Here is a 15,677-nt window from a genome sequence, read left to right on the forward strand (position 1 = left end):
TGCCAATTTGAAGGAAATTGGCATCTCGCTTTGATCGGGTTTAAGTGGCAGCTGTAATGCAACTGTCAGGAGTAAAATAAACCCGGCCGACAGCGTTATCCCGACTTTTTCAGTCGGATTAAGCAAAGGGCGGGGTTGGCGTGACCAATGCATCACAGGTATTGATTTCTTTAGATCATCGAAACTTCTTAAAGAGCGCTTGCCCTTGCTAAGCCAATTATTTCGTTCGAAAAACTATTCTAACTAAAAAGGCATCCTTCCGGACGCCTCTTTAACTAATAAAAAAGAAAAATTATTATACCAATTCCATCAGGGCTTCTTTGCTAAAGCCTTTAAGTTCTTCTGTACGGTTGTTTTTAATTTTTTCTACCCAATTCGGATCAGCTAAAAGCGGACGGCCAACCGCTACTAAATCAAAATCACCTCTATCCATTCTGCGCACCAACTCATCTAAAGAACTTGGTTGAGAACTTTGTCCGGCAAATGCACCGAAGAAATCGCCGTCTAAACCAACAGAACCAACAGAAATAGTGGTTTTTCCGGTTACTTTTTTAGCCCAACCAGCAAAGTTAAGGTCAGAACCTTCAAATTCTGGCTCCCAGAAACGACGTTGCGAACAGTGGAAAATATCAATTCCGGCATCAGCCAACGGTGTTAACCATTGTTCCATTTCTTGTTCGTTTTTGGCCAGCTTAAAATCGTAGGCGGAAGGTTTAAATTGCGATAAACGGATAATCAATGCGAAATCTTCACCTACTCTTTTGCGTACTTCTTTAATTACCTCAACGGCAAAGCGTGTACGCTCAGCTAAAGTTTTGCCCCCATAAATATCGGTACGGTTGTTTGTTGCATCCCAGAAAAACTGGTCGATTAAGTATTGGTGTGCACCGTGGATTTCGACAGTGTCAAAACCTAGGGCTTTTGCATCAGCAGCAGCTTGCCCAAAAGCAGCAATGGTATCGGCAATGGCAGCATCTGTCATTGGTACGCCGTTTTCAAAACCGGGACTGTTAAGGGATGATGGGCCTTCAAATGGAGCACTTGGCAGCCAGCCGGAAGCATGATTTGCGTGAATACCCTGATGCCAGATTTGTGGACCCATTTGTCCGCCAGCCTGGTGAACGCTTTTAATTACGTTTTCCCAACCTGCTAAAGCTTCGGTACCATAAAAATGAGGAATATTTGGATCAGCAGAAGAGGATGGCCTGTTAATTACTGTGCCTTCTGATAAAATTAAACCAACTTCGCCTTCTGCTCTTTTACGGTAATAGGCGGCAACATCAGCCGTTGGAATGCCATTGGGAGAAAATGATCTCGTCATGGGCGCCATCACAATTCTATTTTTAATATTTAGTGATTTAAGGCTAAATGGCCTGAATAAACTATCTGTGTTCATATATATTCAATTTATAATTCTGAATTAATCATTTGACTCAGCTTTTCAAAAGCTGCTTCGTTTCTTTTGTAATAAGTCCATTGCCCCACTCGTGTAGCAATAACTAAATTGGCGCGCAATAAAATGGAAAGGTATTCTGAAACAGTACTTTGTGTTAATCCGCTTTTTAATTGAATTTGCCCCACGCAAACGCCTTCTTTCTCAAAACAGGCATGCGGCTGTTCAGGAAAGTTTTTTTCCGGATTTTTTAACCAGTTTAGGATTTGTAAACGCGCTTTGTTTGATAGCGCTTTAAAAATTTCTACTTGTTCCATGATGCAAATGTATATCGACTTTTCCCGATATGCCTATTAATTGTGTAAAGTTTACAATTTGATGTATAAGTTGATAAACCGTTTTAGTCTTTTTAAATTGAGGAAATGATTGTTAAAAATGTTAGGATTTAAATTAAACTATTTCTTACATTCGTTTAATCATCCTAACCAAATGAACACTTATAAATCATTAACTGACAACGAACTCCTTATTTTATTGCAAAATGGGGATCAGTGTGCTTTCGAAGAGATCTACGAAAGGTTTAATGGTTTGTTGTATGTTTATGCCTGTAAAATGGTTTCTGACCGTGAAGATGCACGGGATATTGTGCAGGAAATTTTTGTTTACCTCTGGAGTAATCCAAACATTAAGATTAAATCTCAGCTCTCATCATATTTATATACAGCCGTCCGTTATAAAATATTTGACTGGCTTGACCGCAACAAAACAAAATCCAACTACTTAAGTTCTTTACAAAAATTTGCCAATGAGGGCAGTTGCATTACCGATGATTACATCAGGGAAAAGGAGTTTGCATCAATTATTGAGAAAGAAATTAGTTTACTGCCGGCTAAAATGCGGATGATTTTTGAGATGAGTCGCCAGCAGCACCTTTCGCAGAAAGAAATTGCAGAAATCCTTCATCTTTCTGATAAAACGGTCAAAAAGCAAATGAGCAATGCTTTAAAGGTATTAAGGTTAAAACTTACCTCTTTTTTACTGCTCGCGATTATTCTTTTACTGGGCTAATAACTATTGCCCTTTCCGTACACCTGCTAAAGGTATTCAAAACTTTTTTTGTCGGAGTTGAAATAAGTTTAGGCGGATATAATGTGCATTTAAATCTATCCTGAAAAAATATTTTCATTTCATCTACTACCTGGCCGGTACTTAACCTACATGTTTAATATTAGCCAAATATAAATTAAGATGGAAGAGCCGGAAGTTGAAAAACTTTTAGAAAAATATAATGAAGGAAATTGTACCGAAGAAGAAAAAACCTTGGTAGAATCGTGGCATTTGACGGAGTTAAGCAAGAAAAATTCTGACCTGACCGAAGAAGAAATCCTGGGCGCCAAAAACCAAATGTGGGATTTTATTCAGGAAGAAACGGCACTTAAAACTAAAGCAAAATACATTTCATTATTCAGGATTGCCGCAGCTGCTGTTGTTTTGTTTTTTATAGGCTTTGTTATTTATTCCCAGCTAAATAAAAATTTACCCAACCTACAGCAGGTTAAAAACGAAGTTAAAGAAATCAGTCCGGGAGGAAACAAAGCAACACTCACCCTGGCTGATGGCTCTAAAATTTCATTAACGGATGCTACAGATGGTGTAATTGCACAGGAAGCAGGCATTAGCATTACAAAAACAAGTAAAGGCGAATTGATTTACACCATTGCACCGGCAACAGAGAAAGAAAACAAAAATCTTTATAATACAATAGAAACCCCAAGAGGCGGGCAATACCAGGTTAATTTGCCCGATGGTACAAGGGTATGGCTTAATGCTGAATCTAAATTAAAATACCCGACGGCTTTTGACAAGAAAGACCGCGTGGTAGAGCTTAAAGGCGAGGCCTATTTCGAGGTGGCCAAAAGAATGGATAAATCTGGTACACGAGTGCCCTTTAAAGTGATTACTGAATTAGGGAATGGACGAGATCAGGAAGTTGATGTTTTAGGTACTCATTTTAACATAAATGCCTATCGTAATGAACCCTCAAATAAAACAACCTTGGTGGAGGGTAGCGTTAGGATTGTAAACCTACAATCGAAAAACGCTAACCTGCTTAAACCTGGCCAGCAATCCATTATTCAAGCGTCGTCTCCTTCAATTTTGATTAAAGATATTGATGCTGAGGAGGCCGTGAGCTGGATTGATGGGGTTTTTAGTTTTAATGAAGAAAATTTGGAAACCATTATGAACAAAATTTCGCGCTGGTATGATGTAGATATCGACTATCGGGGCAATAGAATTAATAAAGTGTTTGGCGGGCGCATTTCCAGGTTTAACAGTGTAAACGAGGTTTTGGATATGCTGGAAACTACAGGTGCCGTACATTTTAAAATAGAGGGAAGGAGGATTTTAGTTATGCCATAAACCTATACTTTTTATCATCAAAAAGATGATTTTAGGATTTAGCAGAACTAAAAAACCGAAAGCGCGGCAACGCTCCCGGTTATAATTAGGGCTTTATTCTAATCGTAAAATTGTGAGATACAACTATTCTAAACCTAATAACCAAATATATGAATTTTTATACTGAATGGTTTCCCAAACCTAAGGGCAGCCTGTTTAAATTTTTGTTGATTATGAAACTGACTTTCGTCTTATTAATCACCACCTTTCTTCAAGTTAGTTTCGGAGCAAGTGCACAAAATGTAACCCTGTCTGAAAAAAACACCACGCTACTCAAAGTTTTTCGCAAGTTAAATAAGAGTATTGGCTATAGTTTTTTATACGATACAGAACTTTTAAAAGAAGCTAAACCCGTAAATATCGAATTGAAAAATATTGATATTAAAGAAGCGCTGAGGCTAATTTTTAATGAACAGCCATTGGGTTATACCATTAAAAACAATACCATTATTATTCATCGTAAAGCAGCAGATGGAATGCCATTGATTTTGATGGCTTACATTGATGTACGCGGAAAGGTTATTGACGAATCGGGCTTGCCTATGATTGGAGCCAGTGTAAAAGTAAAAGGAACAAACCAGGGCACTGTAACTGATGCCAATGGAACGTTTAGTTTGCGTGATGTGCCCGAAAATGCCACTTTGGTGGCTTCTTACATCGGTTATGAAAACAAAGAAATAAAAGCTACCGTTGGAGCAGATTTAACTATAAAGCTAATACCTCAGGCCGGTTTATTAGCCGATGCCGTTGTAATTGGCTATGGTACACAGAAGAAAAGTGTGGTTACAGGTGCAATTTCGCAGGTAAAAGCTACTGATTTGGAAAACATGCCGGTAACCCGGGTAGAGCAATCCCTGCAAGGGAGAACATCCGGTATTACAGTAACCACCAATTCAGGTCAGCCGGGCGAAGGTGCGCGGTTGAGGATTAGGGGAACAACAACCATAGGAAACTCAGATCCTTTATTTATTGTTGATGGAGTACAAATTAATGGCGGGATTGAATACCTGAACCAGGCAGATATAGAATCTATCGAGGTTTTAAAAGATGCGGCTTCAGCGGCCATTTATGGTACCCGTGCAGCAAACGGTGTAATTATTGTGAGTACTAAAAAAGGCTCAAACTCCGGCCAGATACAGGTTAATTACAATGGATATTTAGGTACACAAGCTGCTTCTAAAAAATTAGAACTTCTAAATGCAACCCAATATGCCACGCTGTATAACGAAGCACAGCTGGCTGATGGAGTTACTGCCGTGCGTTTCCCAAATCCAACCCAGTATGGTGCAGGTACCGATTGGCAGGCCGCTGTATTTAACGATCATGCCATGATTCAAAACCACGATTTAAGTTTAAGTGGCGGGAATGATAAATCCATTTATTTTAGTTCATTCAGTTATTTTGATCAGGATGGAATTGTAGCCACTTCAAACTCTAAGTTTAAGCGTTTTACTGCCCGTTTTAATTCAGAACATAAAATTACAAAAAGTATAAAATTTGGTAACACCATTGGGTATACCAGAATTAACTCAATAGGTGTAAGTACCAACTCAGAATATGGCTCGCCATTAAGCAGGGCCATTAACATGGACCCACTTACACCGGTTGTAGAAACCGACCCGGCTAAATACGGCGCATCAGTTTATCTTCAAAATCCGGTGGTTAGAAATGCTGCAGGTTTCCCTTATGGAATTTCACAGTATGCACAATCAGAAGTTTTAAATCCAATTGCAGCACTACAGGTTTCGCAAGGTAAAAGCTGGTCTGATAAAGTGGTTGGCAATGTATATGTAGAGGTAGAATTTATAAAAGGATTGAAGGCCAGAAGTACAGGTGGTGCAGATTTATCTTTCTGGGGGGATGAAAGTTTCAGGCCAATTTATTATTTAAATTCTGTTAATCAATCCATCTTAACGGCCTATACACGTAATTCTAACCGCGGTTTATTCTGGTCGTTAGAAAACACATTAAGTTACGATAAAACCATAAATAAACATGTTGTAACGGCTTTATTGGGCTACTCTGCACAAAAAGATAAAAGTGAAACCCAGGGTGGCGTAAAAGAGGGTATTCCGGTAGATAATCTGAGAGATGCTTCTTTACAATTTCCCGTGGCCAGGATAAATAATGATTTTTATGGTGGCGAAGGGTTATCTACCCTGAACTCTGTATTTGGACGTTTAATTTATAATTACGACGAAAAATATTTATTTACCGGTATCATCAGAAGAGACGGTTCTTCCCAGTTCGGTCCAAATAATAAATATGGAAATTTCCCTTCTGCATCGGTAGGATGGGTGGCTTCAAGAGAGAATTTTTTCCCTAAAAATGACGTGGTTACCTTTTTGAAATTCAGGGGATCTTATGGTATCAACGGAAACGACAGGATGCCCGCTTTCTCTTATTTAGCAACAGTTAGTGGTGGCAGAAACTATTCTTTAGGTACTGGCGCCGGCGAAAGTCTGGTTAACGGCGTAAGCCCTAACGCCTTATCTAATCCCGATTTAATCTGGGAAGAAACTTCTGCTACTGATATTGGTTTTGATGCCAATTTACTTAAAGGCTTAACCTTAACGGTTGACTGGTTTAATAAGAAAACCTATGGTATGTTGTTAAGGCAGGCGGTTCCGTCTTACATTGGCAATACCGGCCCGATGGCAAACCTGGCAACTTTACGCAATAAAGGTTTCGAATTTGAATTAGGCTACAATAAAAAAATCGGCGACTTTGCCTTTAAAGTTTTGGCCAATGCTTCTTTCATCAAAAATAAAATCTTGTATTTAGGTGATGACAAAGATTACATCCCGAATGCACAAACCATTACGCCACAGGCGCTTGAGGTAATTAGAACTGCCGTGGGTTATGCCTTTGGATCATTTTATGGTTACCAATCTGATGGTTTATTCCAAAACCAGCAACAAATTAATAATTATAAAAATACTGGCGGTGGTTTAATTCAGCCAAATGCTAAGCCTGGTGATATTAAATTCCTCGATTTAAATGGTGATGGTTTAATCAGCGATGCTGACCGGACCTTTATAGGAAATTCTAATCCTGATTTTACGTATGGCTTTACTTTTTCAGGTTCATGGAAAAATTTCGACATCACAGTATTTGGTCAGGGTGTATCAGGTAATCAGATTTTTAATGGTTTAAGACGTTTTGATTTGCCAACCTCAAATTACAGCACTTCTATTTTAAATCGCTGGACAGGCGAAGGTTCAACGAATACCATGCCACGTGTAACCTTGCAGGATGAAAATAAAAATTACAGCAGGGTATCGAGTTTGTTCTTGGAAGATGGTTCTTATTTCAGATTAAAAACACTTCAGGTAGGTTATACTTTACCAAAAGACTTAGTTAGGAAAGCTGGTTTAAATAAGGTTAGGGTTTATGCAATGAGCAATAACCTGTTTACCGTAACCAAATACACAGGTTACGATCCGGAAGTTGGTGGGGGTAGTTTTGGCGTAGACAGGGGATTTTATCCGCAGGCCAGAACCTTCTATTTCGGTTTAAATGTAGGTTTTTAATCTTTAAACATCACGATCATGAAATTTATAAACATAAAATATTCAACACTGTTTTTGGCCATTACGCTAATAACAGTATCCTGCAAACGAGATTTTTTAGAGCTTACCCCAAGAGGTACGGCTTTGGAGGATAATTTTTATAAAAATGAAACAGAAGTTTTCCAGGGCCTTATCTCTGTGTACGATGTTATGCAGTGGGGTACAACCGGTGGTTATACAATGAAAATGCCATTGTTAAGTGCGGCCTCCGACGATTGTTTTGCCGGTGGTAGTAACGCCTCCGATCAGCCAAACTGGGTGGCTTACGATAATTTTAACATGGATTCGCGCGTTGGTCCTCAGGTTGGGCTTTGGTCTAAAAACTTTACCGGCATTAACCGTGCAAACCTGATTTTAAATAAAATAGCCAAATCAACCACATTAAGTGCAGCTTTTAAAACCCGTGTTACGGCTGAAGCGAAATTTTTAAGGGCTTATTTCTATTTTGATCTGGTGCGTTTATTTGGCAATGTTCCTTTAATGACAGATGTAATTGCTACAGCTGATTTATATACGCAGGTACAAGTGCCGGCTGCCCAAACCTACGCACAAATTGAAAAAGATTTAAGAGATGCGTATCCGGGTTTACCGATAACCGTTTCTACTGCTGAAAAAGGTAGAATATCGCAGGGTGCCGGCAAAGCTTTACTGGCAAAAGTACTTTTAACAGAAAATGATAATGCTAAAATTGCCGAAGCTGCAACCTTACTGGAAGATGTGAACAAAACCGGTAATGCTTATGGTTACAGTTTATTGCCCAACTATGCGGATATTTTTAAACCAGATAATAAATTCAATGCTGAATCTATTTTAGAAATTCCACATACTAATTTGGCTGCCTGGGGCGATTGGGGTTGGGTAAACGGAGGCGAAGGGAATGTGGCTACACAGTTTATTGGGATGGATGGTTATAACGGCGATACCTACAGCAGTGGCTGGGGATTTTGTCCGGTTACTTTAGATTTAGTAAACGCATTAAAGAACGATCCACGGTTTGATGCAACTATTATAGACGGAAAGGCTTTAAAGGCTGCTGGTGCAACTTACAACACCCGTTACCAGAATACTGATTATTTTATTAAAAAATACGCACCCTTAAAAGCATTCCGCTCCGGAAGTGGTACAGCAGAATTAAACTGGCCAATTAACGAAATCGAAATCCGCTTGGCTGATACCTATTTAATGCAAGCCGAAGCTTTGGTTAGAAGTGGTGGCAGCGCTGCCCGTGCAAAAGAACTGCTGGATGCGGTTAGGGCCCGTGTTGGTTTAACTTCTGTGCCTGCAACTTTAGATAATATTTTTAACGAACGCAGACTGGAACTGGCTACCGAAGGGCATCGCTTTTTTGATTTGGTTCGTAGCGGCAGAGCGGTTACCGTTTTAGGACCTTCGGGTTATAAAGCCGGTAAAAGTGAGTTGTTACCTATTCCGCAACAAGAAATTGACCTTACCAAAGGTGTTATCAAACAAAATCCAGGCTATAATTAATTAGAAATATCATGAAATTAAATTATATCATTAAACAAACAGCCGGGTTTTTAGCCTTGCTCATCTTACTGGCCATTAGTGCTTGTGAGAAAAATGACAACAGAGATCTTGGTACGCCGCCTACAGCAGATCAGGTGAAATTTACCATTACGCCAACAGCAACAAATGCCAATATCATAGCGTTCGAAAATCAATCTCCCGGTTTTAAAGCCATTTGGGATTTTGGAAACGGGAATACAGGCGATGGTACACAGGTAACAGCTTCTTATCCACTTGCCGGAACCTATACGGTTAAACTAACCATTGTAACGGATGGAGGTTATGTATCAAGCACCAAAACCGTTGTTATTGCCCAAACTAATCCGGCTATGTTAACCGATCCGGCTTTTACAACATTATCTGGTGGTTTAACCAATACAGCTGGTTTTACCTGGGTTATTGACCAAACACAACTGGGCCATCTTGGTGTTGGGCCTGCAACGGGCGATGGTTCTACAGAGCCAGGTTGGTATAAAGCCGGGCCTAATGAGAAAAATGGGCTTGGTTTTTACGATGACGAAATGACCTTTAACATGAACGGGTTGAAATATACTTACGATAACAAAGGTACCACGTTTGCAAATGCGGCCAATGCGCCAGGTATTGGAGGGCCAACCGGGGCGTCTGATCCTACGGTTAACTATACACCGCCTACAAACTTAACCTGGTTAATTACCGAAGTTAACGGCACTAAATATTTAACCATTTCTGGTGGTGGGTTTATTAGCTATTATACTGGTGTTTCGCAATATCAGATTCTATCTTTAACCGAAAACGAAATGTCTTTGCGTTGTTTGGATAAGGCAAATCCCGGTAATGCATGGTATTTAAAATTAATTAAAAAGGGATTTACCAGGCCGGTTGTACAAAAACCATTGCAGGCTGCTGATTTGGGTGATGATTTGGATTTGGTACAGAATATTACCTGGACTGCAGAGAACATTAGCTTTAAACGTTCTTATGATAATCCATCACCTTTTCCAATTAATACTTCAGCTAAGGTTGGCTATTATGGCCGGTTGGCGGGTGCAGATAATCAATACGGAAATTTACAAAGCACTTTACCATACCGCTTTGATTTAACCACGAAAAATAAAATCCGTTTAAAAGTTTTCTTCTCGAGTGGTAATGATTTTACCTTAGTGCCTCCAACGGTATCGGTTAAACTTCAAAATTCATTATTGGGCGGAAATTCGTGGCAAACACAAAAGGAGGTGGTTAAAACCATCACAACCTTTGATCGCTGGATTCAGCTTGAGTTTGATTTTTCAGCCTTTTCAACAGAAACTTTATACGATAAAATTGTTGTGCAGCTGGGCGGCGAAGGCCATCCAAATGCCGGGTTGTTTTATATAGACGATTTCGAATTTAAATAATCGTATACGCTCCTTCATTCAAAAGAGGTTTGGGCAATGGCCCAAACTTTCTTTTTAAAATTTAATTATAATGACAGATTCAGTAAAGTACTTCAGGAAAGAAATTATGGCCGCGCTGGCAATTGCGGTAATTGGAATAAGCAGCTGTTCTAAAAAAACAGATGACGGCCCCGTGTACGTTCCGCCAGAAACAACAACGCCAGTTGAAAAAAACTGGACTTTTGAAAGTACGCCTTCCTGGAGCGACGAATTTAGCAATACCGGGGCACCACTCACGTCTAACTGGGATTATGATACCGGTGGTAGTGGTTGGGGCAATAACGAGAAGGAGTTTTATACCAGTACCACAAATAATGCAAGTGTAGCCGATGGAAAATTAACCATTACCGCTAAGAAAGAGGATATGGGTGGCATGGCCTATACCTCATCGCGTATGGTAACCAGAGGTAAACTGGACGTGCTTTATGGCCGTTTTGAAATTAAAGCCAAATTACCTTCCGGCAGAGGAACCTGGCCTGCAATCTGGATGTTGCCAACCGACAGAACTTATGGCGATTGGCCAAAATCAGGAGAAATTGATATTATGGAGCATGTAGGCTACGATCAGGATAACGTACATTTTACTACCCATACCGAAGCCTATTATTTTAAAATTAATACTCAAAAAACGATAACCAAAAAGATTGATGGGGCAAGTACAGCATTCCATTTGTACAGGGTAGACTGGACACCTTTTGCGGTTCGTGGTTATTACGATGATGTTAAAGTTTTTGAATTTACCAACGAAGGTACAGGGTATAAGGTTTGGCCTTTTGATAAGCGTTTCCATCTTTTGCTAAATGTTGCAGTTGGTGGCGATTGGGGCGGGGCACAAGGGATTGATGATAGCATCTGGCCGCAGAAAATGGAAGTCGATTATGTTCGTTATTACAAAATGATTGAAAAATAACGACATACAAAATAGGTTAATTGTGAAAGTCGCGAAGAAATTTGCGGCTTTTTTTGTGAAAAAAAAACTTTTAAAAAGAACGGGGATAAATCATACCGACCTATCCCCGTCATCTAAATTAACGCTCTCGTATATATAGACGCTTATAAATTCGATTTAGTATACACGGATGCAATTATTTTTATTCTAATTAAAATTTCTTTTAAAAAGAACGGGGATAAATCATACCGACCTATCCCCGTCATCTAAATTAACGCTCTCGTATATATAGACGCTTGTAAATTCGATTTAGTATATACAGATGTAATTATTTTTATTTTTTTTCTGCAGCCTTTTTTACCGCAGCTTTTGGTTTTTTAACCTCGGTTGTATCAACTTGCTCTTTTTCAGCTTTTTTCTTGGCTGGAGCTTTTGGTTTTTTAACTTCACTCGCTTCTTCTGCTACTACTTCGACTTTCTTTTTTGCCGGTGCTTTAGCTTTTTTAACCTCAACAACAGGTTCAACTTCTGCTACAATTTCTTTTGCCACAGCTTTTGGCTCATCAGCCTGTTGCAAATAAGAAGTTAAAATTTGTTTTAAATAAACATCCGGTTTAGGCATATTAATAATCGTTCCCGGTTCTTTATCCTGCGATTGTTTGATATATGCAGATTTAATTTTACCCCAGTCTTTAGAGTAAAGTTTGATAAAAAGCTCTACAAATTGCTCGTGTGTGTATTTTTTAGGCAACCTACCCAGCACTGCCTGAATTTTTTCTTCTTTTTTATGTAATACCGCCATCGATTTTAAATTTCCTCAAAGATAGCCGATATTACAGATAATCATGTACATCAGAGATTTAAACTTTTAACCACTTTGTCTGTCACAAGGATATGAAATCATCCAACACTAAAATCATTTTTCTATTTGCCTTAATTTTCTCCTTCGTACTGCAAGCAAAGGCACAGCAAAACACGGCTAAAATAGATTCATGGCTTAGTAACCATGCAGATGAAATGGGAGGAAGGGTTTATTTGCTTGTTTATAAAAACGGTAAAATGGTGTACAATCATGGCGTAAGTAAAATGGATATAAAGAACCGTACAGTTGTAAATTATTTTGCAAAGCTGCAGGGTAAAGCAGCTAACCTGAACGAGTATACCATAACCACCCAACAACAGATTGCAAGCTGTAGTAAATGGTTAAGCGCCGCATTGGTTATGACTTTTGTTGACGAAGGCAAATTAAAGCTAACGGATACTGTAGGAAAATTTCTTCCCGTGCTTTCTAAAAATGGTAAGGGCAATATTACCATTAGCGATTGTCTGTCTCATTTAACCGGTATAAAATCGCCTGGTTTAAAGGAAAGTCTGAATGAGATTAAAAATTTAAACAATATGGACGAGGCCATCGAAAAGATAGCATTACTACCTGTAGAAGGTAAGCCTGGTAAAGTATTTAGGTACAGCAATACAGGTTTGCAAATTGCGGGTGCAGTAATCGAAAAAATTAGTGGCGAGCGTTTCGAAACACTTTTTTCAGAGCGGATTGCCAAACCTTTGGAAATGAAAAATACCGATTTTGGTTATGGAAAGGTTGCCCTGCCTGCCGGTGGCGCAAGCAGTACACCAAACGATTATATGAATTTTATGCGAATGATATTAAATAAAGGGCTATTTAACGGGAAAAGAATTTTATCAGAAAACAGTGTGGCCCAAATGCAGGTTAACAGGATAACCGCAGATGTGAAAATTGCTTATGCACCAGGCGAGGCCGGTAATTTTGGTTATGGTTACGGCGAATGGATTATGGAAAAAGGAACCGATAAAAACATTAACGGTACAGTAACCAGTCCGGGTTTATTTGGTACTTTTCCTTGGGTAGACAATAAAAACAAAACAGCAGGTATTTTGATGGCTTTTTACCTGAATAATAAAGGACGCAACGAAAACTATAAAGAAATTAAAGCTTTGGTTGATGAGGTTCTATAAATTAAGCGGTTGCTAAAATAGCCCCTTCAGTTTTTTGTATCTTTCTTCTGTTGGTCACCAGCCTTTCGCGATGTTGTAATCCCCAGTTTCTTAATTCTTCAATAACCTTTTCCAACGTTTCGCTATAAAGCGTAAGCTCGTAAGTTATGGTAACCGGCGTTGTAGAAAATACCTGTCGCACTACAAATTCATTCAATTCAAGGTCTTTCAATTCCTTGGATAAAATTTTGGGTGTAATTTCGCCAAGCGATTTCTGAATTTCGTTGAAACGTTTAGGCCCATCCTGCAAGGAAATAATCAAAGGGAGTTTCCACTTACCGTTCAATACATAAAGTGCATCTTTTACGGCGTTAAGACTTGCAGTACAGGTTTCTTTGTTGTGGTATTCTTTTCCTTTTCTCATAGTACAAAATTACACAGCTTTCTTAAAGGATGCTACTATCCTTTGGGATACTAATATCTTTTGGATAGTAAATGTACTTATGTTTTTGCAAAAAAAAGCATGAAGGCAAAACAATCAAAATTAGGAGATCAGTTTTTTAATCCCGGTCATTAAACATCAAACCGACTGGGAATTTTTTCGAGCTAAAGTTCAGCTAATTTTTGAATAATTTTCTCTGTATCATCAACCTCGCCCAGCCTTGGGAAAATAATTTGGATACTATGTTCGTGCGCACTGGCAATGGTATCTGCCATCGCATCTCTGGCGAAGGTTAAATTATAACCAAGTTCACTCGCATTTCTTGCCGTTCCTTCAACGCCTATACTGGTTGATACACCTGCAATGACTATTCCGGTAACTTTTCTCTTTTTTAGTTCGGCATCTAAATTCGGATTGGTAAAAGCATTCCAGATGGATTTGGTAATGAAAATATCTTCGCTTATGGTTTTAATTTCCGGTGTAATTTCATACCATTCATCTGGAAAAGTCATAGCCCTTGATGGAGCATCTTTACGCAGCTCATTTAACGGCGAATGGGTAGGGTCAACATTTACAACTACAATGGGTAAGCCTGCTTCTCTGAAAGCGGAAACCAATTGGCTTGCTTTTTCTAAAACCTCATGAACAGGTTTTGCCAAAGGAAAGTTTACAATTCCTTTTTGAAGATCGATTAAAACCAATGCTGTGTTTTTATCTAATGAAGTAACCATATTTTTTGATTTAATTATATTTTTTCCAATTCAATTTGCTGCGGGAGCGTTGTTATTTTGGTGTTTTTAATTTCATCTTTCCTTAGTTTTCTGAAAAGAAATCCACCAATAATTAAGGCTATAATACCTTCTATTAATACCGTATCGGGTGTGCCAATCCATTGTGAAACCCCGCCAACTAATAAACCACCTAAAGGCTGCATGCCAAAGAATGCCATTGCATAAAAACTAATTACACGCCCGCGCATAGCAGGATCAACAGTAGTTTGTATTAAGGTATTACTAATGGTGATTTGCGACATCATGCCGAAACCAGATATAGTGGCAACAACCAGGGCGATTGGATAATAAGTACTGTGCGAGAATAGAATTAAACCTATGCCAAAAATCAAGGTATTGATGGCGAGGATTTTTCTGAGGTTTCTGCCAGGTTTTAACGAAGCTAAAAATATCGCACCAGAAAAGGCACCCAGGCCTATCACGCTATCAATTACACCAAATGTTGATGCCGTTCCTTTAAAAATGTCTTTGGCGTATACCGGAATCAGGGTGCTGAAAGGTAAAACCATCAAACTGATTAAAGCCAGCATAATTAAAATTAACCCTATAGATGGTGTTCTTTTAATGTAGGCAAAACCCTCTTTCAATTCGCCTATTACATTTTTTGTATGTGGTTTTGCAACATATTTCGGTAGTTTCATCATTAATAAAGAGCCGATAACTGCAATAAAACTAACGGCGTTTAAACCAAAACAAATGTCGTAACCGAATTTCTCTAAAGCCAGGCCCGCAAGGCCCGGACCAATAAGCCTCGATAAATTAACCATGGAGGAGTTAAGCGCCAGTGCATTTGGTAAATCCGCTTTGTCATCAACCATTTCATACACTAAAGATTGCCTGGCCGGAACATCAAAAGCATTAATTAAGCCCAGTAAAGCACTTAGTGCAATAATTTCCCAAACAGAATAATGCCTGAAAAAAATAAGTAAAGTTAATAAAACAGCCTGAATCATGGAGGCAATCTGCGTGGTTAACAATAACTTGTAACGGCTATACCGATCTGATGCCACGCCACCAATAAAAGAAAATATAAATGAAGGGAATAGGCTTGCAAACAAGGTTAAACCCAGCATAAATTTAGAGTGTGTTTCTGAGTAAACCACCCAGCTTACGGCAGTTTTTTGCATCCATGTTCCGATCAGGGAAATGGATTGGCCGCCAAAGTAAAGCCTGTAATTTCTGCTTTTAAAAGCATTAAAAGTGCTGATTTTCATAGT

At 38.9% G+C, this 15,677-nt stretch carries 13 protein-coding genes; 7 read left to right on the top strand and 6 right to left on the bottom strand.

Features of this window, described 5'->3' with window-relative positions:
* Nucleotides 1-295: 295 nt before the first annotated feature.
* Together R2Q77_RS15105 and R2Q77_RS15110 are read right to left on the bottom strand one after the other, a co-directional pair.
* The gene (locus tag R2Q77_RS15105; protein ID WP_316804563.1) at nt 296-1,396 is read right to left on the bottom strand and encodes an NADH:flavin oxidoreductase; all 1,101 of its coding nucleotides are present in this window, start codon (nt 1,394-1,396) and stop codon (nt 296-298) included.
* 11 nt (nt 1,397-1,407) lie between these two features.
* On the bottom strand, nt 1,408-1,710 hold the full coding sequence (locus tag R2Q77_RS15110) for a helix-turn-helix transcriptional regulator (RefSeq protein ID WP_316804564.1): 303 nt from the start codon (nt 1,708-1,710) through the stop codon (nt 1,408-1,410).
* Between the two features lie 172 nt (nt 1,711-1,882).
* On the opposite strand from R2Q77_RS15110, the gene R2Q77_RS15115 reads away from it, so the two are divergent.
* From R2Q77_RS15115 to R2Q77_RS15140, 6 genes are all read left to right on the top strand, one after another.
* Complete coding sequence (locus tag R2Q77_RS15115; protein ID WP_316804565.1) at nt 1,883-2,461, top strand: RNA polymerase sigma-70 factor; 579 nt, start codon at nt 1,883-1,885, stop codon at nt 2,459-2,461.
* 180 nt (nt 2,462-2,641) lie between these two features.
* Nucleotides 2,642-3,814 carry a FecR domain-containing protein gene (locus R2Q77_RS15120; protein ID WP_316804566.1) on the top strand — a complete coding sequence of 391 codons (1,173 nt, stop codon included), beginning with the start codon at nt 2,642-2,644 and terminating at the stop codon, nt 3,812-3,814.
* A gap of 212 nt (nt 3,815-4,026) precedes the next feature.
* Nucleotides 4,027-7,386, top strand: a complete 3,360-nt coding sequence (locus tag R2Q77_RS15125) for a TonB-dependent receptor (RefSeq protein ID WP_316804567.1) — start codon at nt 4,027-4,029, stop codon at nt 7,384-7,386.
* An 18-nt stretch (nt 7,387-7,404) separates the two neighbouring features.
* Nucleotides 7,405-8,913 (top strand): RagB/SusD family nutrient uptake outer membrane protein, encoded by a 1,509-nt coding sequence (locus tag R2Q77_RS15130; protein WP_316804568.1) that lies wholly within the window; start codon nt 7,405-7,407, stop codon nt 8,911-8,913.
* Nucleotides 8,914-8,924: 11 nt separating this feature from the next.
* Nucleotides 8,925-10,328: a PKD domain-containing protein gene (locus R2Q77_RS15135; RefSeq protein WP_316804569.1), complete on the top strand. Its 1,404-nt coding sequence runs from the start codon at nt 8,925-8,927 to the stop codon at nt 10,326-10,328.
* 70 nt (nt 10,329-10,398) lie between these two features.
* Nucleotides 10,399-11,277: a glycoside hydrolase family 16 protein gene (locus tag R2Q77_RS15140; RefSeq protein ID WP_316804570.1), complete on the top strand. Its 879-nt coding sequence runs from the start codon at nt 10,399-10,401 to the stop codon at nt 11,275-11,277.
* A gap of 313 nt (nt 11,278-11,590) precedes the next feature.
* Here R2Q77_RS15140 and R2Q77_RS15145 read toward each other — a convergent pair whose 3' ends face one another.
* Nucleotides 11,591-12,058 carry a hypothetical protein gene (locus R2Q77_RS15145; RefSeq protein WP_316804571.1) on the bottom strand — a complete coding sequence of 156 codons (468 nt, stop codon included), beginning with the start codon at nt 12,056-12,058 and terminating at the stop codon, nt 11,591-11,593.
* Between the two features lie 92 nt (nt 12,059-12,150).
* On the opposite strand from R2Q77_RS15145, the gene R2Q77_RS15150 reads away from it, so the two are divergent.
* Nucleotides 12,151-13,248, top strand: a complete 1,098-nt coding sequence (locus R2Q77_RS15150) for a serine hydrolase domain-containing protein (RefSeq protein ID WP_316804572.1) — start codon at nt 12,151-12,153, stop codon at nt 13,246-13,248.
* 1 nt (nt 13,249) lies between these two features.
* On the opposite strand, the gene R2Q77_RS15155 is transcribed toward R2Q77_RS15150, so the two are convergent.
* From R2Q77_RS15155 to R2Q77_RS15165, 3 genes are all read right to left on the bottom strand, one after another.
* Entirely contained in the window at nt 13,250-13,651 is a 402-nt protein-coding gene (locus R2Q77_RS15155) for a helix-turn-helix domain-containing protein (protein WP_316804573.1), read from the bottom strand.
* A 182-nt stretch (nt 13,652-13,833) separates the two neighbouring features.
* Nucleotides 13,834-14,400, bottom strand: coding sequence for an isochorismatase family protein (locus tag R2Q77_RS15160; protein ID WP_316804574.1), 567 nt, complete (start codon nt 14,398-14,400; stop codon nt 13,834-13,836).
* A 14-nt stretch (nt 14,401-14,414) separates the two neighbouring features.
* The gene (locus R2Q77_RS15165; RefSeq protein WP_316804575.1) at nt 14,415-15,674 is read right to left on the bottom strand and encodes an MFS transporter; all 1,260 of its coding nucleotides are present in this window, start codon (nt 15,672-15,674) and stop codon (nt 14,415-14,417) included.
* Nucleotides 15,675-15,677: the final 3 nt, after the last annotated feature.

It is taken from the genome of Pedobacter nototheniae, from assembly GCF_032678625.1.
In the GTDB taxonomy this organism is placed as follows: Bacteria; Bacteroidota; Bacteroidia; order Sphingobacteriales; family Sphingobacteriaceae; genus Pedobacter; species Pedobacter nototheniae_A.